General features: G+C 56.2%; 16 protein-coding genes. 10 read left to right on the plus strand and 6 right to left on the minus strand.

From position 1 onward, the window contains the following. Nucleotides 1-56: 56 nt before the first annotated feature. A complete protein-coding gene (locus NKH73_RS22245) occupies nucleotides 57-1,166 on the plus strand; it encodes a class I SAM-dependent methyltransferase (RefSeq protein WP_352936272.1) in 1,110 nt (369 codons plus the stop codon). Between the two features lie 104 nt (nucleotides 1,167-1,270). Beyond that, nucleotides 1,271-3,802, plus strand: a complete 2,532-nt coding sequence (locus NKH73_RS22250; protein WP_352936274.1) for a glycosyltransferase — start codon at nucleotides 1,271-1,273, stop codon at nucleotides 3,800-3,802. A gap of 88 nt (nucleotides 3,803-3,890) precedes the next feature. Here the strand turns inward: NKH73_RS22250 and NKH73_RS22255 are convergent, their stop codons facing one another. The 4 genes from NKH73_RS22255 to NKH73_RS22270 form a co-directional block, all read right to left on the minus strand. After that, nucleotides 3,891-6,647: a glycosyltransferase gene (locus NKH73_RS22255; RefSeq protein WP_352936276.1), complete on the minus strand. Its 2,757-nt coding sequence runs from the start codon at nucleotides 6,645-6,647 to the stop codon at nucleotides 3,891-3,893. 167 nt (nucleotides 6,648-6,814) lie between these two features. Further along, nucleotides 6,815-7,378: a hypothetical protein gene (locus NKH73_RS22260; protein WP_352936278.1), complete on the minus strand. Its 564-nt coding sequence runs from the start codon at nucleotides 7,376-7,378 to the stop codon at nucleotides 6,815-6,817. A gap of 92 nt (nucleotides 7,379-7,470) precedes the next feature. Continuing rightward, the gene (locus NKH73_RS22265; RefSeq protein WP_352936280.1) at nucleotides 7,471-8,214 is read right to left on the minus strand and encodes an ABC transporter ATP-binding protein; all 744 of its coding nucleotides are present in this window, start codon (nucleotides 8,212-8,214) and stop codon (nucleotides 7,471-7,473) included. Continuing rightward, nucleotides 8,214-8,933: an ABC transporter permease gene (locus NKH73_RS22270; protein ID WP_352936282.1), complete on the minus strand. Its 720-nt coding sequence runs from the start codon at nucleotides 8,931-8,933 to the stop codon at nucleotides 8,214-8,216. Before NKH73_RS22270 ends, NKH73_RS22265 begins: the two co-directional genes overlap by 1 nt. Nucleotides 8,934-9,299: 366 nt before the next feature. Between NKH73_RS22270 and NKH73_RS22275 the strand changes: the two genes are divergently transcribed. From NKH73_RS22275 to NKH73_RS22285, 3 genes are all read left to right on the plus strand, one after another. Next, a complete protein-coding gene (locus NKH73_RS22275) occupies nucleotides 9,300-11,300 on the plus strand; it encodes an SDR family NAD(P)-dependent oxidoreductase (protein ID WP_352936284.1) in 2,001 nt (666 codons plus the stop codon). 21 nt (nucleotides 11,301-11,321) lie between these two features. Continuing rightward, a complete protein-coding gene (locus NKH73_RS22280; protein ID WP_352936286.1) occupies nucleotides 11,322-12,314 on the plus strand; it encodes a glycosyltransferase family 2 protein in 993 nt (330 codons plus the stop codon). Between the two features lie 99 nt (nucleotides 12,315-12,413). After that, complete coding sequence (locus NKH73_RS22285) at nucleotides 12,414-12,953, plus strand: sugar transferase (protein WP_352936447.1); 540 nt, start codon at nucleotides 12,414-12,416, stop codon at nucleotides 12,951-12,953. On the opposite strand, the gene NKH73_RS22290 is transcribed toward NKH73_RS22285, so the two are convergent. Continuing rightward, nucleotides 12,941-13,891: an NAD-dependent epimerase/dehydratase family protein gene (locus tag NKH73_RS22290; RefSeq protein ID WP_352936449.1), complete on the minus strand. Its 951-nt coding sequence runs from the start codon at nucleotides 13,889-13,891 to the stop codon at nucleotides 12,941-12,943. The two genes, NKH73_RS22285 and NKH73_RS22290, sit on opposite strands and share 13 nt — an antisense overlap. A gap of 17 nt (nucleotides 13,892-13,908) precedes the next feature. Then, the gene (locus tag NKH73_RS22295) at nucleotides 13,909-15,195 is read right to left on the minus strand and encodes an O-antigen ligase family protein (RefSeq protein ID WP_352936288.1); all 1,287 of its coding nucleotides are present in this window, start codon (nucleotides 15,193-15,195) and stop codon (nucleotides 13,909-13,911) included. 503 nt (nucleotides 15,196-15,698) lie between these two features. Between NKH73_RS22295 and cysD the strand changes: the two genes are divergently transcribed. The 5 genes from cysD to NKH73_RS22320 all read left to right on the plus strand — a co-directional run bounded on the left by cysD (nucleotide 15,699) and on the right by NKH73_RS22320 (nucleotide 20,336). Next, nucleotides 15,699-16,604 carry a sulfate adenylyltransferase subunit CysD gene (gene cysD, locus NKH73_RS22300; protein ID WP_352936290.1) on the plus strand — a complete coding sequence of 302 codons (906 nt, stop codon included), beginning with the start codon at nucleotides 15,699-15,701 and terminating at the stop codon, nucleotides 16,602-16,604. A 2-nt stretch (nucleotides 16,605-16,606) separates the two neighbouring features. After that, nucleotides 16,607-18,544 (plus strand): sulfate adenylyltransferase subunit CysN, encoded by a 1,938-nt coding sequence (gene cysN / locus NKH73_RS22305; RefSeq protein ID WP_352936292.1) that lies wholly within the window; start codon nucleotides 16,607-16,609, stop codon nucleotides 18,542-18,544. A gap of 10 nt (nucleotides 18,545-18,554) precedes the next feature. After that, nucleotides 18,555-19,343 (plus strand): 3'(2'),5'-bisphosphate nucleotidase CysQ, encoded by a 789-nt coding sequence (cysQ, locus tag NKH73_RS22310; RefSeq protein WP_352936451.1) that lies wholly within the window; start codon nucleotides 18,555-18,557, stop codon nucleotides 19,341-19,343. A 325-nt stretch (nucleotides 19,344-19,668) separates the two neighbouring features. Beyond that, the gene (locus NKH73_RS22315; protein WP_352936294.1) at nucleotides 19,669-19,908 is read left to right on the plus strand and encodes a type II toxin-antitoxin system VapB family antitoxin; all 240 of its coding nucleotides are present in this window, start codon (nucleotides 19,669-19,671) and stop codon (nucleotides 19,906-19,908) included. Continuing rightward, a complete protein-coding gene (locus tag NKH73_RS22320) occupies nucleotides 19,908-20,336 on the plus strand; it encodes a type II toxin-antitoxin system VapC family toxin (protein ID WP_352936296.1) in 429 nt (142 codons plus the stop codon). The genes NKH73_RS22315 and NKH73_RS22320 overlap by 1 nt, the downstream gene beginning before the upstream one ends. The last annotated feature ends 48 nt before the right edge of the window (nucleotides 20,337-20,384 follow it).

Genomic DNA, 20,384 nt, shown 5'->3' on the forward strand with positions numbered 1-20,384 from the left:
GACTGTGCTCTTGCGCTTGCGGAGACAATGCGCTTGACCGGAACTGAGGGGCAGCGATGATTCCTTTCAATTCGACGACATTCCGCTTCCCCGATCTTGTCGCTCCGTCCGCTTGGGTCGAGCACGTGCCATTCATGTTCTGGCTGATCGATGCGCTGCGGCCGCGCCGGTTTGTTGAGCTTGGTACGCACGCCGGGGTCTCTTACTGTGCGGCTTGCCAAGCCATCGAGTTGCTGGGTCTCCACTGCAGCTGCTATGCAATCGACACATGGAAGGGCGATGAGCATGCGGGCCACTACGACGAAAAGGTCTATCGCGATCTCGCTGCCTACCATGCCCCAAAGTATGCGGCCTTTTCGCGTCTTGTACGGTCGACCTTCGATGCGGCTGTAGACCATTTCGAGGACGCCAGCATCGACCTGTTGCACATCGATGGTCTGCACACCTATGACGCTGTTCGTCATGACTTCGAGACTTGGCGGCCGAAGCTGACGCAAAACGCCATTGTGCTCTTTCACGACACGAATGTACGTGAGCGCGATTTCGCCGTCTTTCGTCTTTGGGACGAAATCTCGGCGGGCCGGCCACATTTCGAGTTCCTACACGGGCACGGCCTAGGTGTTCTAGGAATTGGCGACAGCTACCCAAAGGCAGTCGAGGCGCTTTTCGCTGCGGGCGAACAGGACTATGATCGGGGGGCTGTACGAACCGCCTTCGCCCATCTCGGCCAAGTCGCCGACCGCGAGAATACGGCCCGCGCGGTAAGGCACGCGGAGGCGCAGTTTGCGCTGAGCCGCGAAGAGTGGCAGCGACAGGTCGAAGCGCGCGATGGCGAGATTGCCACCTTAAGGGCCGAGTGCGAGCAGAGGGCAATACAGGTGGGCGAGCGCGAGGTGCAGTTTGCAGTGGATCGACAAGAGTGGCAACGTCAGATCGAAGGACGTGACGCCAAGATTTTGCGGACGAATGCGCAGGTCATTGAGAAGGCCGAAGAGATACAGGTCTTAAAAGAAAGACTCTCGGTGGCACTTACCGATCGCGAGAATGCTCGCTCTGAGGAGAAAAGACTGCATAATGTTCTCAGCGCTGTTTATTCCAGTACCTCATGGCGCGTCACCGTGCCACTGAGAGCGGCAAAGCGGCTTTTGACTACCTTTGGAAAATAGGGGCATGCCAAACAGTGGGCGCTGTTCCGGCGATTGACCTCCCTGATTGTCTACGCCTGACCGAGACAGCCTACCCGTCGCTTGATCGGCAGATATAGAAAACTATGCAAAACAGTAATCTGATCGAGCTTTGGCGTCAATTCGCTGCAGAAATGCGGAAATTGAAGCTTGTATATCGCCGTATTCTTGTCGAGACCCGCTGCAATTCACGGCCTGGGTTCAGTCTCAGTGACGACAACGGCGAAACTGTCGGCCATATCGAGGAGATTAAGGTCGAGCGCGGCATGATTCACCTGCGGGGATGGACGACAAGACCAGTCCTCCGGCTAGCAGCCGGGCCGGTCCGTCGCTCGATCACGCCAGACCACGCCCGTCAAGATATCAATGATAAAAGAGGCCTGCGTCTCGACACCCCCACGGGCTTCAATTTCAATATCCATTTTCGCGATGACGACCTGCGCATTGAATTCGACGGAATAGACGGCCCGAGGGAATATAAGTTCACTGCTATGTCACGGATGGAGCGTGCGTACGCCAACGGATCGATCTTCTTTCATCTGATATGGCTGGGCATCAAAAACATTCCTCTCGTGTTCCGGCATTTCGTCCTGCGCGATCCCCTTGCCTCAAGCGACTTGAAAGATCTTTACCTCACTTTTGATCGGAAACCCGAGGTTGATTGGACGGCAGCTATCTTAACCAAAAACTCGGCGTTGCCGGTGCTTGACGAAAAGATCTTCATTGTTCTTCCGGTTTACAACGGGTTGGAAATCTTGCCTCAGGTCTTGGACCGCGTCGAGCGTTTCACCGACGGGCCTTTCTCTCTCGTCATCGTTGAAGACTGCTCGACGGACAATCGCGTGAGGCCCTGGGTGCGGGATTGGGTTGCCAGCCGCCGGTCTAAAGCTGTTTTGATCGAGAACGAGCACAATCTCGGCTTTGTCCAGGCAGTTAACAGGGGGCTGGAAGCTGCTGCCGGACACCATGTCGTTCTACTGAATTCCGATGCCTTCGTGCCCGAGAGGTGGCTGTCCCGGCTCATGGCTCCGATCATTGCCGATGAGATGGTGGCTTCCGCCACTCCGATGTCAAATGATGCCGAGATTTTCTCTGTTCCGATGATCTGTCGGAAAACCGATCTACGACCCGGACAGGTCGACGCCATTGACTCTATAGCCCGAAAAATCAATCCAGCGGTTTTGTCGGTTGATGTACCGACAGGCGTCGGCTTTTGCATGGCAATGAATAAGAAATTCCTCGGCCAGGTCTCAAAATTCGACCCGGCATTCGGTAAGGGTTATGGCGAAGAAGTAGATTGGTGCCAGAAGACGCATGCACTCGGCGGACGTCACGTCGCGGTGCCCAATTTATTCGTTGAACACTCCGGAGGCAATTCATTCGGATTGGAGGCAAAGGCACGTTTGATGCGTTCGAACGGCGCGATCATTTCCAAGCGATATCCGGATTATGATGCAAATGTACAGGACTTTATCGCGACGGATCCACTTTTGTCGGCTCGCATTCTGCTCGCCGTCGCAGCAGTCAAGAGACCAGATCGGCCCTTGCCGGTATACTTCGCTCACGATCTGGGAGGCGGCGCCGAATCCTATTTGCAAAGCCGCATCAAATCGGAAATCGAGACGATGGATCAGGGCGCCGTCACCGTTCGCGAGCGCACAGACACTGGCCTATTTGAGCTGGAGGTCCATTCGGCCGCCGGCAGAACCAAGGTCCACATTGATGATCTTGGCCATCTGCGCGATCTTCTTCATACTGTCGATCACCTGAACCTGGTCTATTCATGCATTGTTGGATCACGCGAACCACTTAAAATTGCAGCTCTTATGGTAGAGCTTCGCCGGCCAAACGATCGTCTTTCGGTTCTCGTCCACGATTATTTTCCGGTTTGTCCTTCTTATACGCTACTCAACAATAACGGAAAATATTGCGGCATCCCGACAACGGACGTTTGCACAGCCTGTCTCGGAGCCGGCAATCCCAACAGCGCCGCAGCAAATCCCGATATCCGTGAGTGGCGCGAGGTATGGGGGTGCGTCATGGCCGTCGCCGAGCAGATTGAGGTCTTTTCCGATAGCAGTCGCCAGATCGTTTCCAAGGCCTATCCGACAGTTGCGCCCAAGATAGTGGTCAAGCCGCATGCCCTTCGATATCAGCCTTCGCCAGTGAACGCGCCGATTACCCGTGTCCTGACAATTGGAGTTTTGGGCAATATTGGCTATCAAAAGGGCGCGCGTGCGGTAAAGGATTTAGCGGCGGTCCTGCCGAACGATCGGCGCGTCCGCATCTCCATCATCGGAAACTTCGATTATCGCTTCCATCGTTCGGCTATTGCTGTCTACGGCCAGTATCAGATCGAGGATTTATCCAGGATTGCTACGCAGCAGCAGATCGGATGCTGGCTGATGCCTTCTATCTGGCCGGAAACCTTCTCCTACTCCATTCACGAAATGCTGGCGACCGGCCTTCCGGTTTTCTGCTTCTCGCTCGGCGCACAAGCCGAAGCGGTCGCCAAATCGGAGAATGGCTATGTCATGAGGGCTACTCCGGACAAGCCAGGCGAAATCTTGGATGAGATCCTCGCGGTTATGCGCCAGACGTCGAAATCAGCTGCATGACGCTGTTATCGGCAGTGACACCCGCTCGACAATAGACGCTTGACGGGTCGCAGTCTCACTGACCGTGAAAAAGGGAGCGGACTGCACACTACGATCCCAACGGGTCTCTGATATCCAGTTCAGTCAATTCCGAAGACTTTTGATCGATCACGCTCTGAATACGGTCGTGATAGGCTGGCGCCGCGACGTCTTTGACCATATGCCGGGCCTGAATCGCGCTTTCGAGTTGTCTGCGTTTGTCGCTTCCTGTCCAAACGCCTTGTGGGTGTTGACGATAGACGCTTAGAACTTCTTGTATAAATCCGATCGCTCCGGACTTCTCCAGTTGAAATGCCAACGCAATTTCATTGAACCGCCCCTCAAACAGCCTATCAGGCAGAGACTTCATGAGCCCCGACTTGAAAAGGCAACTTGAAAAGTTGGCTATAAGATTCATCGATGGGTCATTCAGAAAGTCGCTTCCCGTGAGCTTTGAGCGTGTCAATACCTTCTGCCGATTCAGCAATCGTTTTGTGCCGTTTTGGGTGTTAACAACATCGATCATTGAGAACACCATCGAGCAATCCGGATTGTCCATGAGAAATTTCAGCTGTTTCTGAAGTTTATCGGGCGACGACCAGTAATCGTCACCTTCAAGAATCGCAATGAAATCACCGGCCGCATTGTCGATACACTTTCGAAATGTACTGGATATTCCCAGGTTCTCATCGTTGCTAACGTCACGAACAAGATGCCGATGTTTCTGAACATAGCCCTTGACGATATCGCGTGTCCTATCGCTGGAACCATCGTCACAAACAATGATTTCGTGGATAAAATCACCCGCCTGCTTAATAGCGCTGTCCAACGCCTGCGAAATGTAACTTTCATGATTATAAGCGGGAACAATGGTTGTGATAGTAATTGGCATACCATGTTTTCCGCGCAAGTAAACGCGCGCGTCATCTAATGACTCGCTCACACTAATGCGAGATTTATCAGTCGCAGCATCGTTATAGATCATCAAGGGGTGCGGTATGAACACCGCAGGCGCCTTTTCCGTGTAGCGGATAATCAGATCCCAATCGACCAAACGCCTCATGGTGGTGTCGAAGCCACCGAGATTGCGAAACATGTCTCTTGAATGCACGAACGCGCCTAAATCTATGTAGTTTGCTTTCAACAGGGCCGGGCGATTGAACGGCCGCCTTCCACGTACCACCCCATCGGATTGGTTTTCAAAGCAGGAGTAGAAAAGACGGTGATTTGGATGCTCGATGATGCTGCTTGCAAACGTCGAAAGAAAATTCGGCTTAAGGCAATTGTCGGAATCCAGGTAGGCGATCCATGGACCAGATGCCTTAGCCAATCCGGCATTTCGAGCCGCCGAAACGCCGGTTCGCTCGTTGCTGCGAATGAGCTTGATTTTGCCGCCGCTCATTTCGTCTGAATACCGCTCTATGATGGCGTCGTACGCGCCATCTGTCGATCCGTCGTCAACCAGGATCAGTTCATAAATCGCATGCCTTTGACCGAGAACCGAGTCTATGGAGCGAAAAATTGAACTCTTCCTGTTGTAGAAGGGCGTGATGATGGAAAACCGGACTCCATCCGCTTCGAAAAATCTCGATGGGTGGGAGTGCTCAATTATGTATGTATAGAGCTCGGGATTAACAGAATGTATTTTGCGCAGAAAGGCACCGATGCCATCATAGTTGGCGGCGGTTTTTTTAAATGCCTTCACCTTTAACAACGGGCAGCCAACTTCCAGAAGTAAGTTGGGAAAGACAGTCAAATTGGGGTTCAAGCGCCTTGCTTCGTCAATGACATCGCCGCCATCGTCAGTGTAGCAGCTGGACGTCAATCCTAGATCCCGGAAATAGGATGTCATGACAACTTCATAGTTCAGTATAACATCAGAAACAGATTTTTCCTTCTTGATTGCGGAGAAAAATTTGATGAAAGCTTGAGATGAAAAGACATTTTTCTTGAAAACAACGAAATAGCTCTGAAGATGGTAAGAAAACTGGGAATTATCCGTCAGTCCCCAAAAGTCACATTTTCGCGTTGACATTTCCTCAAAGAGCTTATCGAAGTCGTATACGGGCCCATAGCAGCTGTCATTGCAAAGAAGTAATTCATCCGCATCGGAAAGAATGCCGCGTTCGTTTGCATAAACTATCCCACGTTTATATGAACCAAAATCATATTCCTCGTGCCGCTCACATATGTGGGCATCGACTATGCCGGTTAGCTTCGCCAATTCGTCATCGGGAAATTTATTGTCTGCAACGAAAATTATTGTGTCGCTAATTTTCCTTAGAGATTGCAGATAGTACACTACATACGGGTGTATGGCCGAGTCTGCACTGTACGATGCGAAGACCACGATGCGCCCCGTTTTGTTTCGCGGCGACGGATAGGAAGATGTGAATTGCTCAAAAGAACCAACTAATTCGTTGTCCGGGCGGAAATCCGGCGTGCGATCAAGCGCGATAGTGGGAGTAATCGGGGTACCAAACTGAGTAACTGGAGGAGAGCCCGTGGGTCGTCGCTCTTTTCGACCCCATTTGATGTAGTGAACAAGGGGATTTAGGTGGGCGGCGCCGACGTCGGGGTTTGCAGCGATGTACCCAAGACTGTCGAAAAATGGACTGGGGTTGCGACCTTCGTAGGCTCCATGCCGTGCGTAATGCAGAGCGGGATCGATGCCTGCCATAGCCACGTCTGTGTTCTGGGAAAGGTACCAAGGGGCATCGAACAGATGGCTCTTTCTAATGAGCAAGGCATTGCGCTGGTCTTTGTAAAAGATGCCCGCACTTTTGAGATCGAACAAATGTGGGCCAATTTTCCTAATCGTCTTCATTCCCAATTCCCCCGATTTGGCCACGATACGAAAACTTCAAATCGGCAAATTTGAAGCGTGTGCGCTAGCGAGATGTAGCGGCGAAAGCAATATCGGCTTGCTCGGAATAATATTAGGCATGAAGCATATAAAGAGAAGAATTTCGACATAGCCCATGCTATAAATTGTCACTCATGGTTTCTAACGTAGTTTTCTATGACAGCTTGCATGCGTTCTGTATCGGCATCGCTACGCCGAACGAAAAGTGCTAAGGTGTTACAGGTCGCGACGTTCCTGGCAAATTCTTCTACCAGATGGTAATGGGGGCGAACTGTATAATCGTGAATTGCTATTATGGCATCCTGCCTTAACCAAAGGAGCGCCGTCATAAAGCAAGCGACTCTAAAACGGCCGTCCACTAAACAAAAATCAATTTTTTCAGTATCGGCTTCAACTATAGCATTTGAGTAGGTTGGGAATAAATGCTCATGGCTTCTATCTACGGGCGTTCCCCACCCCCCGGTGGGTCCGACATAAATATGACGCAAGGTGATCTTAATTTTTGGATCGCCGATCTCGGATCGAACTTTTTCGACCCATTCCTTATCGCTTTCTATAGAAGTTACGCTTTGAGCCACCAGACTGCTCGCGAGTAGAGTGGTTCCACCCATACCAAACTCAAAGTAGTGCTTTGTTTTTGAAAGAAACGATGACAGAAGATCGACTTCTTTTGGAGTCATTATGATTTGCATACTAGAAATCCTACCCCATGCAGGGGGTTGCAATCCGACATTGAGTAAAAGGTCCGACTATCGTCGAGCTGTTCAGCTGCATAGCTAGCGCCTCATGTGACTGCGTTCTCGACCTCTTTGCTGAACCACTGTTCAGCCGGCTGGAATGCCTTCACCCGGCCTTTATCGAGTTCGAGAATTTTATTGCAGGTGCGTTTCAAAAGACCATGATTATGGCTCGCTAGGACGATGATGCCTGCCTTTTCAGCAAGTTCATCCATCCGCTTTTTCGCTTTGTCCTGGAAACTGGGATCCCCAGCGCCAATCCATTCATCCATGAGGAGTATCTCGGGCTCAAGGCTGGTTGCGACGGAAAAGGCGAGACGGGCAGCCATTCCCTGGCTATAGGCCTTGAAAGGAACATCGATGAAATCACCAAGTTCGCTAAACTCGATGATCTCATCCATTCGCTTCTCGATATCAGCATTAGTCCAGCCATTGATTAGCCCGCGCAGGACGATATTGCGCCGGCCAGTGGCCTCGCTCCGGAAGCCGAGATTAATGTTGAACAAGGCGTCCACACGGCCTTCGATGGCGGTCCGCCCCCTCGTTGGTTCGTAAATGCCGTAGAGCACCTTGAGAAGCGTCGTTTTGCCAGCACCATTGACGCCAACAAGGCCAAGCCGGTCGCCCGCCTGGAGCGAAAAGCTTACGCCGTCAAGCGCCCTTACATGACGGTCGCGGCCCTCGCCCTCTATCTGCCCACCGGTCGGCATGCGCCTGTCACGCGAGGCCAGTGTCAGCTTTTGGCGAACCGTGTAGGTCAGCCCGACATTATCGGCGCGGATCGAGACCATTAGAGCACGAATACAATCTTCTTGCGATACTCACCCAGAAGCAGCGCGGCCATCACCCAGAGGAAAACTGTAACTATAGCGCAAATGCCGAAAGCGGCGATGGGGAATTTGGCATCGAGCACCGGCAGGCGTACGATCTCTAGGAAGTAGGTAAAGGGATTCCAGCGATAGATTTCGGCTTGGATGCCCCCGGCTGGTTTTAGCCAGAATATCGGCGTGACGAACATGCCGATGCGCATGACATTCTGCACGATGAAGTTCAAGTCGGGGAAGAAGGCACCGGCCACGGCAAGGACCAGGATCGCCGCCGGCGTTGCAATCACGATCAGGATGAGGGCCAGCCCCGACCAGAGCCACTCAACGGTGAATGGCGTACCCAAGAACAGCAGCATGGCGATGCAGCCGGCCAGCGCATAGCCGGCACGGATCACCGATTGCATGGTCATGCGCAGGGCATAAACGGTGAGCGGCAGTGTTGTGCCCTTGATGAAGCTTTCCTCGCGGGTAAAGAGCGTAACGCTTTGGGTGACAACTTCCGTGAGATAGAGCCAGACAAATAGCCCGAGCAATACGTAAACAGCAAAATGCGGTATTGACTGATTGTTGCCGAACATGACGACGAAAGTGCCGGCAAAGGCCAGGTAGTTGATCAACAGCCAGACAGGGCCGAGCGTCGTGCGCTTGTGCTGGTCGCCGATATCCTCATGGGCCAGCGCCATCCACACATTGCGCATTCTGAGGCCGCGATCGAAATCGGCAAGCGCGCTTCGTACAACCTTCAATATCATCGTCCCTGTAAAAGCTTGCGCTCGTATCACAGGCCCGGCGTGATGCAAAGCGGGGTGCGCCCGCGGCATTAGCACATGTTCAAAGCCGATCGGTGGCACAGGACCGGGATTTTGGAATCAATAGGTAGTCAGCCGACAGGCCTCAAAAAATGTCTGGCGATGCTCCCCACTCCGCGCTATGCGATACGAGGCGGAGGGGTGAGGTTGGCACTGTAATATACAGCTGATGACGAATGACAGCCAAATCTGGCGTCATTTTAGTGCCGTGCCCTTGCGTTTGGAGTACAGTACTACTCGATGAATTCATACTTTGAAGCCTTATTCGGACTTCGCCCGGACATGCGGCGCGTCTTTATCATGGTTCAGGACGTCGTCATGGTCCTGGTCGCGGTGGCACTCAGCCTGTTGCTATCGGAGTCGAAACTTTCGTTCGAGGCGTTCTCCACTACTGGGCTGACGTTCTGGGCGAGCGTCGTCGTTCTTAGCCATGTGTTGTTCAGATGGTGTGGCCTCTACAATACGGTCTGGCGCTTCGCGTCGACGCCGGACTTTTTCAACATCCTGAAGAGCTGCGCGATTTTGACTGTCACGCTTTATGGCGCCTCGCTCCTGGTTCGCTCTTTTCAGCCGACGACCGGCCTGAACGAGCGCCAGTTCATCGTCTTCTTCCTCGTGTCCTTCACGATCATATCGGCCCCTCGGCTCTTCTACCGGTTTCTTCGTGACGGAGCGAGCTGGCGAATCCTGAACCGCAGGAGCGACAGGGCGCTGACCAAGCAGGCGCTGTTCGTTGGCAGGCTGAGCGAAGCCGATGTGATCATCCGTTTCATGCGTACGGCGGAGCCCGCCGAATACTCCATCGCCGGGATCATGGCGATGGAGGATGCGGCGCGATCGGGCACGCAGATCCAAGGAGTGCCTGTGGTGGCCGTCCGGCCCCATTTGGTTGAGGTCTTGGAAGAATATACAAACGGCACGGAACATCTCGACCTGCTGATTTTCGGCAACGGGGCCGAGCACGAGATCGAGGAGTATTCAGAGCTGGTTCGCGTCGCCCGGCACAGTGGCATAGCCGTGGTGCAATTCTCAGGGTTTTCCGAACTGGGGCAGGGCGGAAAGCTGGTTCTCGACGCGGTCGAGATGGAAACGATCCTGCGCCGTCCAGCGGTGCCTTCCGACATCGAGCGTATCGGCACTTTTGTCAGTGGCAAGCGCGTCCTGGTGACGGGCGGAGCCGGCTCCATCGGGCGAACGCTGGTTCGGCGGTCGCTGGAACTGGGCGCCGAAGCGGTTCTGGTCGTCGATTTGTCCGAATTCGGCATTTTCCAGTTGAGCCAATATATCGACGAGAAGGATCACGATCGTCTGAAGGCCCGCATAGTCGACGTGGCTGACCGGCGGCAAATGACGCGTGTCGTCAGCGAATTCAAACCCAGTATCATCTTTCATGCTGCCGCGCTTAAACACGTCCCCTTGCTCGAGGAAAACTGGGATGCGGCGATTCAGACAAACATTTTCGGAACGCTTGTCTGTGCAGAGGTGGCCGCCAAATGCAAGGTTCCGCAATTCGTGCTTATCTCGAGTGACAAGGCGGTTGACCCGACATCCGTGCTTGGCATGACAAAACGAGCCGCCGAGCAGATCGTGAGCGCCTTGCATGAAACGCATGCGATCGAGCCAAACGGGCACCACTCCGGGCATCGCTCCGGCACCAAGTTCATTGCCGTCCGATTCGGGAACGTTTTTGGCAGCAGCGGGTCAGCGGCGACCATATTCCAGGCACAGATCGAGGCCGGGGGACCCGTCACGATTACGGACCGCCGCATGACGCGCTATTTCATGACGGTGGCGGAAGCCGTTGACCTCGTCATCATGTCGGCGGCCGATGCGGCGTTGCGGCAGGGCGGAGAGGATTACGCCGTCTACATGCTCGACATGGGCAAACCAGTGGCCATACTTGAAGTCGCCGAGACGATGATCCGCATGGCTGGAAAAAGCCCCTATGCGGATATCCCGATCCGATTCACCGGAATAAGGCCGGGCGAGAAACTTCATGAAACGCTCTACGGCGAAAATGAGGAGATCGTCGAGCTTAGCATCTCCAAGGTTTTTGGCCTCAGAACGGACATCATCGACTGGCCGGTGGTCCGGACCGCGCTAACGGCGCTGGAAACAGCAATGAAGATCCAGGACAAAACCTCAGCCCTTGCCGTGCTGGCCGGCCTTCATCAAGCAGAGAAATTCCCCGGCGACGCACATTGGGAGACAAGTCCGAAATCAGTTGGACAATTAAGTTAGCCTATTTCTGGACGATTGTGATTGGATGAAGCGAACAATCCCAGGGCCGTTCTCCAGGCATTTGCAGATGACACCAAAATCGTGAGCAAACAAGATCAGCGCGTGGCCATATTGATGGGCACGAAGGACGGCGCGGCTTTCCTCGAAGAACAGCTCGGTTCTCTCCTCGCGCAGTCGCATTCCCCGGTCGATCTGTGGATTTCCGACGATGGTTCGACCGACGGCACGCCCGCCATCATCGGCACCTGGAAGTCCCGCTGGCATAAGGGTCTACTGACCTTGGTGGACGGCCCCCGCCAGGGTTTCGCTGCCAATTTCCGATCGATGATCATCGATCCGCGGATCGAGGCGGATTACTATGCCTTTTGCGATCAGGACGACATCTGGGAGGCCGACAGGCTGGAAAGCGCCGTCCGCTGGATGCGGACAGCCGACGCAAAAATACCAGCCATGTTTTGTTCCAGAACCGCGACCATGTCCGAAACCGGAAGCATAGTCGGCTATTCGCCGCTGTTCCAACGGCCGCCATCCTTCCGCAACGCTCTCGTGCAAAGCATAGCCGGCGGCAACACGATTCTGCTTAATCGGGCGGCGCGCGACCTGCTGGCAAAGGCGTCGTCAAGAACACATTTTGTCAGTCACGATTGGTGGGCCTATCTCATCGTGACAGCCGCCGGAGGCGTTGTTCGTTATGAGCCGCGCCCTCTGGTGCGCTATCGCCAGCATGAGGCGAATCTGGTGGGAGCTAATGTTTCATGGCGGGCACGATTTTCCCGGCTCGAACACCTGTTGAACGGCGGGTTTGCCCGTTGGACAGATGAAAATCTCAATGGCTTGGCCGCCAATCGGGATCTTCTCACGAAGGACGCGGCCGCATGCCTCAGCCTGCTCGCACGGTCACGAAAAGGCAATATTTTGAGCCGTTTGAGCCTCTTGCGCAGGAGTGGCGTCTATCGGCAGACCCCTTTTGGAACATTCGGACTATATCTCTCGCTCGTCGCGGGCCGGATTTGATATGTCTCACCCAAAAGCCTTCCCCCTGGTTTGGCCCGGGGCCGCGGCGTTTCGGGAATGAAGAATTTATTTGTGAACAGGGAGCGTTGTCGGGCATTCATGAAGGCGGCGAAGCGGATCTTCGACCTCGCGGTGGCGGCGCCGTTGTTGCTGATCACATCACCGTTTCTGTTGATCGCCGGCCTGGCAATCCGACTGTCGTCGCCCGGGCCGGCGCTCTTTTCTCAAACGCGGGTCGGCCGCGATGGCAGGCTTTTTCGCTGCCACAAGCTCAGAACGATGGTTCTGGGAACGCCGTCATTGCCCTCGCATGAGGCGCCGGCAAATTCCGTTACTGCGGTTGGAAAAGTCTTGCGCCGGTTCAAGCTTGATGAACTGCCGCAGCTCTGGAATGTGCTGAAGGGAGAGATGAGCCTGGTCGGGCCGCGCCCATGCTTGCCCACGCAAACGGAGCTGATCGAATACCGCAAGCAGTTGGGCGTGTCGTCAATGCTTCCGGGCATAACCGGCCTGGCTCAGATCCGAGGCATCGACATGTCGGCCCCGTTGCTTTGTGCCGAAACCGATGCAGCCTATCTCAAGGCGGCGTCGTTCGGTCTTGATGTCAGGATTCTGCTTGGAACGATCTATCGGGCCTGAGCAAGTTTGCTGAGCTGCGCCCTTTCGCGAAGTTGCCCGATCGTGTCGGTTTCCGGCAACCAGCCCTCCGAAACAAGCAGGGACGGGTCGCATCTTTGCGTTGCGGTCAAGCTGTCCCAGAATTTGCGTTTGCCCAGCAACGACGCGACCGGCCGTATCAGGCCGGCAGGTACCGCAACCAGGCGTTTCGGCCGCCCAAAGCCTTGTCGAAAGGCTTCGATGATCGACGCAACCTGGACCGGCCGCCCGTCGCTGGCGACATAGACGGGGCGAAGCGGGCCTGAATGGGTCAGCAGGTGCGAAACCGCCCTCACTGCGGCCTCGCACGATATCAGCGAACGGACGCCCGCCAGGGCGGCTGTGGGCAGGGGCAAGGCGGTGTCGGCCAGGCGCATCAGTGTTGCCAGATTTCCCCTCATGCCGGGTCCGTAGACGGGTGGCAGGCGCAGCACTGTGGCGGCATCCGAGCGGCCGGACGATGCAAAAGCATCCAGGACCCTGATCTCGCCTTCGCGCTTCGAACGTCCATAGGCACATTGCGGGGCAGGGGTCGTCCCTTCGTCGATCGTGCCGCTGAAGCCGGCGTCGACCACAGCCCGGATCGAAGACAGGTAAACGAAACGTCCGCTCGCCTGTGCGGCAGCGGCGCGCGCGAGCCGCTCGGTCAATTCGGCATTGGCTTTCATGTAATCGGCTTCGGTTGCGTTGCCTTGATCGTTGTTCAAGCCGGCGCAGTGGACGACATGCTTGACGTCTTGCATGATCGTCGCAAAGGCCCCGTCAGGCGCGTCGAAATTCGGCAGCATGAAGATGTCATTTTGCGAACCGAGCTTTTCCGGGTGCCGGGAGGCGATCCGCACGTCGAACGCGGCGTCTCGGAGGTGTTGCACAACGAGGCGCCCGAGGAACCCTGTCGCGCCTGTCACCAACACTTTCATTGCCATGCCCGAAGCTGCTACCCGGCAGCCGATGTCGCGGGAAGCGCCTGTTCGTCCGCCAGCGACATATGGCGCCCCGATGCAAGATATGTCCCCGACACCAGGAATACCATCAGCACCGAATCCATAATGTCATGGCCGACCAGGATGCCTACCATTCCGCCGGTGAGATAGGTGATGACGACGATGATGATCATCGTCGCGCCGAACCGTTCGACAGGATCGGTGCTGGTGCGCAGCACTTTGGCTGCGTTTCTGGTGGCAACGACGAAGATAGCCGCCAACGTAACTGCTCCCAGGATTCCGGCTTCCACCAGTGCGGTCAGAAAGCCGTTATGGAAGTGGCTGAAGCCGTGGACCATGCCGAACTGCTCTTGGAACCCCTGTTTCATCAGCAGCCGCGTCGCGCCCACCCCATGTCCGAAAAGCGGCATTTCGCGAAATGCGTCGAGGCCAATTTGCCACATGGCAACGCGAAATCCCAAGGCGGTGCTGTAGTTGCCATGCGCCTTGAGCGCCTCCCAGTCGGAACGGAGGAACTCGGCCCGCTCCAATATTGTCTGGAATCCAAAAGCAGCGATCGCGAGGCCGGCCACGCCCAGTATCAACAACAGGCGAAGGGCGTTCCTGCCCCTGAGCTTCTGTCGATTGATCAGCAGAACGGCTATGCCTGCAATCAGCATCGCCATCCAGATGATACGCGAACCGGAGAAGAGAATGGCGACTGTCCCAGCCAACGCGGCGCAGGCGAGAAGGCTCCTGGCCCTTTCGATGCCCGATAAAGCACCAGCCATGCATACCAGAACACTGAGGCAGGTGACCGTCGCGAACACGATCGCATTTCCAGCACCGCCTTCAACCCTCGGCATGCCGAGCCACCAGTACTGAATAGCCGTCAACAGCAACGCGCCGAAACAAGCGGCCATGCTGCTTAGTATGATGACGCGGGCAAGAGTGGTTTTCTGGGAAATGCTCCAGATCGAGTATGAGAAGGGGAAAAACAAGAAGGTGATCAGCGGCACAAGATGCGACGCATCCCTGGCAACCGAGTTGTTGACGAGGGAAGCAAGGATAACGACCCCGCAATAGGCATAGATCGCGATCATGAGTGCGATCATGGGTTTATCAATGTTGAAGCGCCGTCTCTTCAGGGCAATCAGAAGGACGGACCAGAGACCGCCACCATTGAATACAAAGCTGACGACAGACCCCAGGACCGGTGGGAAAAAGAAGCAAAGAATGGAGAAATAGATATTGACACGCGAAGGTGCGAATTGTTGGTTTATCGATGAAAGCCTGTCCAAAGGTATAGTTCGCATTCTTGGTGGTCTTTGATATGAGGATTTAACGTGACCGTCGCTGGTGCGATGATCTTCCAGGTTCTAATGCCATAGGGCTACGAGCGGTGGCTCATTCAGGAGCCGGTATAGCGGCTGATCACGGTTTTCGATAGTGCGGCATGGTCGGGCTGCCATCAAAATCGACGGTGTTGCAAACCAAGGCCCGCTGCCGCAGTGAAGTATAGCCGCTTCGACGCCGATCTCGGCCTCCGGGACATATTTTTCTTGGGCCACCTAGGCCATCAGCCTATTGAGCAGGAATTTCCGGATTCTGGGGCCCGCGTGGAAGATTCATTCCCGAACCACTCTAGGGCAGGCTTGTCTTGCATTGTTATAAACAATGGCGATCTGCTAGAACGCCTGCACGAAAATGAGATTGTCCAGAGTGAAGCTTGAACCGGGCAGCTGAAAATTGCGCCTGATGCACGATGCAAGATCTGGATGGCACGAGAGAACGCTCACAGTCCATGAACATCGCGCTTACGCACCTTCAGCGGCTTGAGGCCGAGTCCATCCATATCTTTCGCGAGGTTGCAGCGGCCTTCGCCAAGCCGGTCATGCTCTACTCGGTCGGCAAGGATTCCTCCGTGCTGATGCACCTTGCGATGAAGGCGTTCTATCCCGCCAAGCCGCCCTTTCCCTTTCTTCACGTCGACACGACCTGGAAATTCCGCGAAATGATCGCCTTTCGCGATCAGATGGCGCAGAAGCTCGGTTTCGATCTGCTGGTCCACGTCAACGAAGACGGGGTGCGCGACAACATCAATCCCTTCGACCATGGCTCAAACACCCATACGCATGTGATGAAGACCGTGGCGCTGCGGCAGGCGCTCGACAAATACGGCTTCGATGCAGCCTTTGGCGGTGCTCGTCGCGACGAGGAGAAGTCGCGCGCCAAGGAGCGAATTTTCTCGTTCCGCAACGCGCAGCACGTCTGGGATCCGAAGAACCAACGACCGGAGATGTGGAAGATATTCAACACCCGCATCGCATCAGGTGAATCGATCCGCGTCTTTCCGTTGTCGAACTGGACCGAACTCGACATCTGGCAGTACATTCTCCAGGAAGACATCCCGATCGTGCCGCTCTATTTCGCCAAGGAGCGGCCAGTTGTGGAACGTGACGGCATGCTCATTCTGAGGGATGACGATCGCATGGAACTGCGCCCGGGTGAGACCGTGGAGAACCGGTTGGTGCGGTTTCGCACGCTCGGCTGCTATCCGCTGACTGGCGCCATCGAATCGGACGCCGACACGCTGGAAGCCATCGTAGGCGAAATGCTCACCGCGCGCACATCGGAGCGCCAGGGCCGTCTCATTGACCGCGACGAAGCCGGCTCGATGGAAAAGAAGAAGCGCGAGGGGTATTTCTGAGCATGCGCCACATCTTGGCCAAAAGCCTCGCCCCAACCGCCGGCATACGCGTTTACATGGCTGCGCAGGAGAAAAAGTCGCTGCTGCGCTTCCTCACCTGCGGCTCCGTCGACGACGGCAAGTCGACGCTGATCGGCCGCCTGCTTTCGGACACCAAGCAGATTTTCGAGGACCAGCTTGCCGCACTGGAGCGTGATTCGCGCAAGCACGGGACGACGGGCGACGACGTCGATTTCGCGCTTTTGGTCGATGGGCTCGAGGCCGAGCGCGAGCAGGGCATCACCATCGATGTCGCCTATCGCTTTTTCGCCACGCCGAAACGCAAATTCATCGTTGCCGACACGCCTGGCCACGAGCAATACACGCGCAACATGGCGACGGGCGCATCGACCGCCGATCTGGCCATTGTGTTGATCGACGCCCGTCAAGGGGTGCTGCGCCAGACAAGGCGCCACTCGATCATCGCCTCGCTGCTGGGCATCCGGCACATCGTGCTCGCGGTCAACAAGATCGATCTCGTCGGGTTCGACAAGGCCGTCTTCGAACGAATTATCGAGGATTTCAGGCATTTTTCGCACAAGCTCGGCTTCCAGACGATCATGCCAATCCCGATGTCTGCCCGTTACGGCGATAACGTCACCAGCCGCTCGGACAAGATGAAGTGGTATTCCGGACCGACGCTGATCGAACATCTTGAAACCGTGTCGGTCGATGAAGCCGTTGTCGAACTGCCGTTCCGTTTTCCGGTGCAGTATGTGAATCGCCCCAATCTCGACTTTCGCGGTTTTGCCGGCACGATCGCGTCCGGCTCGGTTTCAACAGGCGACGAGATTGTTGTCGCTAAATCCGGCAAGTCCGCTCATGTCAGGCGCATCGTCTCGCATGGCGGCGATCTGAGCCAGGCGGTCGCCGGCCAGGCCATCACCCTTGTTCTCGACGACGAGGTCGAGGTCTCGCGCGGCAATATGCTGGTATCACCGGCGGCGCGGCCTCAGGTCGCCGACCAGTTCGCCGCCAACATCGTCTGGTTCGACGAGCACGCACTGTTGCCGGGCCGCTCCTATATCCTGCGGACCGAGACCGATCAGACCAGCGCCACCGTCACCGACCTGAAATACCGCGTCAACGTCAACGACTTTGCCCATGAGGCGGCCAAGTCGCTCGAAATGAACGAGGTCGGCATTTGCAACATCTCGACGCGGGCGCCGATCGCCTTCGATACTTTCGCCGAGAACCGCACGACCGGTGCCTTCATTCTGATCGACCGCATCACCAACGCCACGGTCGGCGCCGGCATGATCCTGCATTCGCTGCGCCGCGCCGAAAACATCCACTGGCAATCGCTCGATGTCGGCAAGCACGGTCGTGCCGATCTGAAGAACCAGCGGCCTGCCGTGTTCTGGTTCACCGGGCTCTCGGGCTCGGGCAAGTCGACCATCGCCAACCTCTTCGAGAAGAAGCTGTTCGCCACCGGCCGCCATACCTACATCCTGGATGGCGACAATGTCCGCCACGGCCTCAATCGCGATCTTGGCTTCACCGACGCCGATCGGGTCGAGAACATTCGCCGTGTTGCCGAAGTGGCGCGCCTGATGGCCGATGCCGGGCTGATCGTCATCGTCTCCTTCATTTCGCCGTTCAGCGCCGAACGGCGCATGGCCAGGGAATTGATGGCCAACGGCGAATTCGTCGAGGTGTTTGTCGACACACCCTTTGAGGAGTGCGCCAGACGCGATCCGAAGGGCCTCTATGCGCGGGCGCTGAATGGCGAAATCAAGAATTTCACCGGTGTCGATTCACCGTATGAAGCCCCGGAAAACCCCGAAATCCATCTCAAGACACTCGGCAAGTCCGCCGAGGAGATGGTAGAGGCCCTGGAACTCTGGCTGAACGAGCGCGACATTGCCGAAAACCAATACGATAGCGGCGGCGGTATCTGACGACGAAGCGATGCTCGGCGTGTTCGAGCGCCTTGCCTTGGCGGCGGGGCGAGAGGTGATGCGGGTTTTCGATACCGGCTGCGCGGTCGACCGGAAATCAGACAGTTCGCCGGTGACCGAGGCCGATCGCGAGAGCGAAAAGATCATTCTCGCTGGGCTGCGCGCCGCGTTCCCCGACATCCCTTGCGTGGCTGAGGAAGAGGCGTCGAGCGGCATCGTGCCGCCCGACCTCGACGATGCCTTCTTCCTGGTGGATCCGCTCGACGGCACCAAGGAATTCGTCAACCGCAGGACCGACTTCACCGTCAATATCGCACTCGTTCGCCACGGCGTGCCGGAGGTCGGCGTGGTCTTTGCGCCATGCACCGGACGCTTCTTTTCCGGCCGGCCGGGCAGGGCGGAAGCAATCAAAGTCAATGGCGATTACCAAATCATCGGGCGTCGGCCGATCTCGGCGAGGGCGGGCCTGGCGCCGCTGACTATCGTCGCCAGCCGGTCCCACAATACGCCCGAGACCGAAGCCTATATCCGCACGGTGGGCGCGGCCGAAATTGTCTCGGTCGGCTCGTCGCTGAAATTCTGCCTTGTCGCTGGCGCCGAGGCCGACGTCTATCCGCGCTTCGGCCGCACCATGGAATGGGACACCGCGGCCGGCGATGCTGTTCTGCGTGCCGCCGGCGGCATGACGCGCACACTCGACGGCCAGCCGCTCACCTATGGCAAGCGCATGCAGAGCGATGACGAAGATTTCGCCAATCCGCATTTCATCGCCAGCGGCAAGGTAGCCGGACCAATCTGACGATCATAGCATCGTTGGCCCTGGAGGGAATCGCCGAGCGAAAACATAAATCCCGCCTCGGTTGTGGGCATCTGCGCGCAGTGTAGACTCCGACGAAACGGTTTCGCCTATGCGTCGCCATTCGTGTCAAAATACACGAACTTGCCGCGGCTCATCCGAATGCGCCCATGAGAGTATATGGTTTTGTGGGGCAATCAGGCCGTGATCCAAAGAACGACTTCTTCCTTGGCAGCATGCTCTCCTGATGGGAGGTGTGTGTCCTGAGGGCGGTTGCCATCGCGTGTTGGCATTGTTATATTTACGTCTACACAAAGGGGAGTTCGCTATGCCGCTCAACATTCGAAGTGAAGAGGTAAACGCGCTTGCCGAAAAGCTGGCGGCGCGCACGCGCTTGAACAAGACCGCTGCCGTGAAACTGGCCTTGGAGAACGAATTGCGTCGTGCGGAGGAGGCGATCCCTCTGTGGGAGCGGCTGAAGCCTTTGCGCGCGAAGATCGCGGCCTATCCAGACTCTGGCCTTGCGGCGGACAGGGCTTTTTTTGATGACCTCAGCGGTGACTACTGATGTTCGTCGATGCGTCGGCAATCATCGCAATTATGACGGAGGAGCCTGAGGCCGAGGAACTTGCGGCGGCGCTTGATGCTGCGCGCTCGCCGCGGCCGATCACATCGGTCGTGGCTGCATGGGAAGCGACTGTTGGGCTGTTTCGCAAAAAACGCATTCCCATGGCAGAAGCTGAAGCGCGAATACAGGAGTTCCTTGAAGCGGCCGGGATCGAGGTTCTGGTGATTTCGAGCCGTGAGTTGCCCGCCGCGCTGCAAGCCTTCGATCGCTATGGACGGCATCGCTATCCGGACGCTGAACGGAATAGCGCGCTCAATCTTGCCGACTGCTTCCATTATGCCACCGCGAAATCCTACCGGGCGCCGATCCTGACCATAGATGCGGGATTTGCACTTACCGATGTCGCGACAGTGGGTGCCAAGGCCTGAGATCTCGGGCGGTCTCCGTCATGCGCTGGCCCCGCGGGAAGCGCGTCG

Source organism: Mesorhizobium sp. M0938, from assembly GCF_040319125.1.
GTDB classification, from domain to species: Bacteria; Pseudomonadota; Alphaproteobacteria; order Rhizobiales; family Rhizobiaceae; genus Mesorhizobium; species Mesorhizobium robiniae.

Excerpts from the sequence above, each read along its gene's own strand:
- NKH73_RS22255 (WP_352936276.1), bottom strand. The coding sequence starts at position 6,647 with ATGAAGACGATTAGGAAAATTGGCCCACATTTGTTCGATCTCAAAAGT.
- NKH73_RS22315 (WP_352936294.1), top strand. The coding sequence starts at position 19,669 with ATGCCGCTCAACATTCGAAGTGAAGAGGTAAACGCGCTTGCCGAAAAG.
- cysN (WP_352936292.1), top strand. The coding sequence starts at position 16,607 with ATGCGCCACATCTTGGCCAAAAGCCTCGCCCCAACCGCCGGCATACGC.
- NKH73_RS22285 (WP_352936447.1), top strand. The coding sequence starts at position 12,414 with ATGAAGGCGGCGAAGCGGATCTTCGACCTCGCGGTGGCGGCGCCGTTG.
- cysD (WP_352936290.1), top strand. The coding sequence starts at position 15,699 with ATGAACATCGCGCTTACGCACCTTCAGCGGCTTGAGGCCGAGTCCATC.
- NKH73_RS22270 (WP_352936282.1), bottom strand. The coding sequence starts at position 8,933 with ATGGCGCTGGCCCATGAGGATATCGGCGACCAGCACAAGCGCACGACG.
- NKH73_RS22260 (WP_352936278.1), bottom strand. The coding sequence starts at position 7,378 with ATGCAAATCATAATGACTCCAAAAGAAGTCGATCTTCTGTCATCGTTT.
- NKH73_RS22245 (WP_352936272.1), top strand. The coding sequence starts at position 57 with ATGATTCCTTTCAATTCGACGACATTCCGCTTCCCCGATCTTGTCGCT.
- NKH73_RS22250 (WP_352936274.1), top strand. The coding sequence starts at position 1,271 with ATGCAAAACAGTAATCTGATCGAGCTTTGGCGTCAATTCGCTGCAGAA.
- NKH73_RS22275 (WP_352936284.1), top strand. The coding sequence starts at position 9,300 with ATGAATTCATACTTTGAAGCCTTATTCGGACTTCGCCCGGACATGCGG.
- NKH73_RS22265 (WP_352936280.1), bottom strand. The coding sequence starts at position 8,214 with ATGGTCTCGATCCGCGCCGATAATGTCGGGCTGACCTACACGGTTCGC.
- NKH73_RS22320 (WP_352936296.1), top strand. The coding sequence starts at position 19,908 with ATGTTCGTCGATGCGTCGGCAATCATCGCAATTATGACGGAGGAGCCT.
- NKH73_RS22290 (WP_352936449.1), bottom strand. The coding sequence starts at position 13,891 with ATGAAAGTGTTGGTGACAGGCGCGACAGGGTTCCTCGGGCGCCTCGTT.
- cysQ (WP_352936451.1), top strand. The coding sequence starts at position 18,555 with ATGCTCGGCGTGTTCGAGCGCCTTGCCTTGGCGGCGGGGCGAGAGGTG.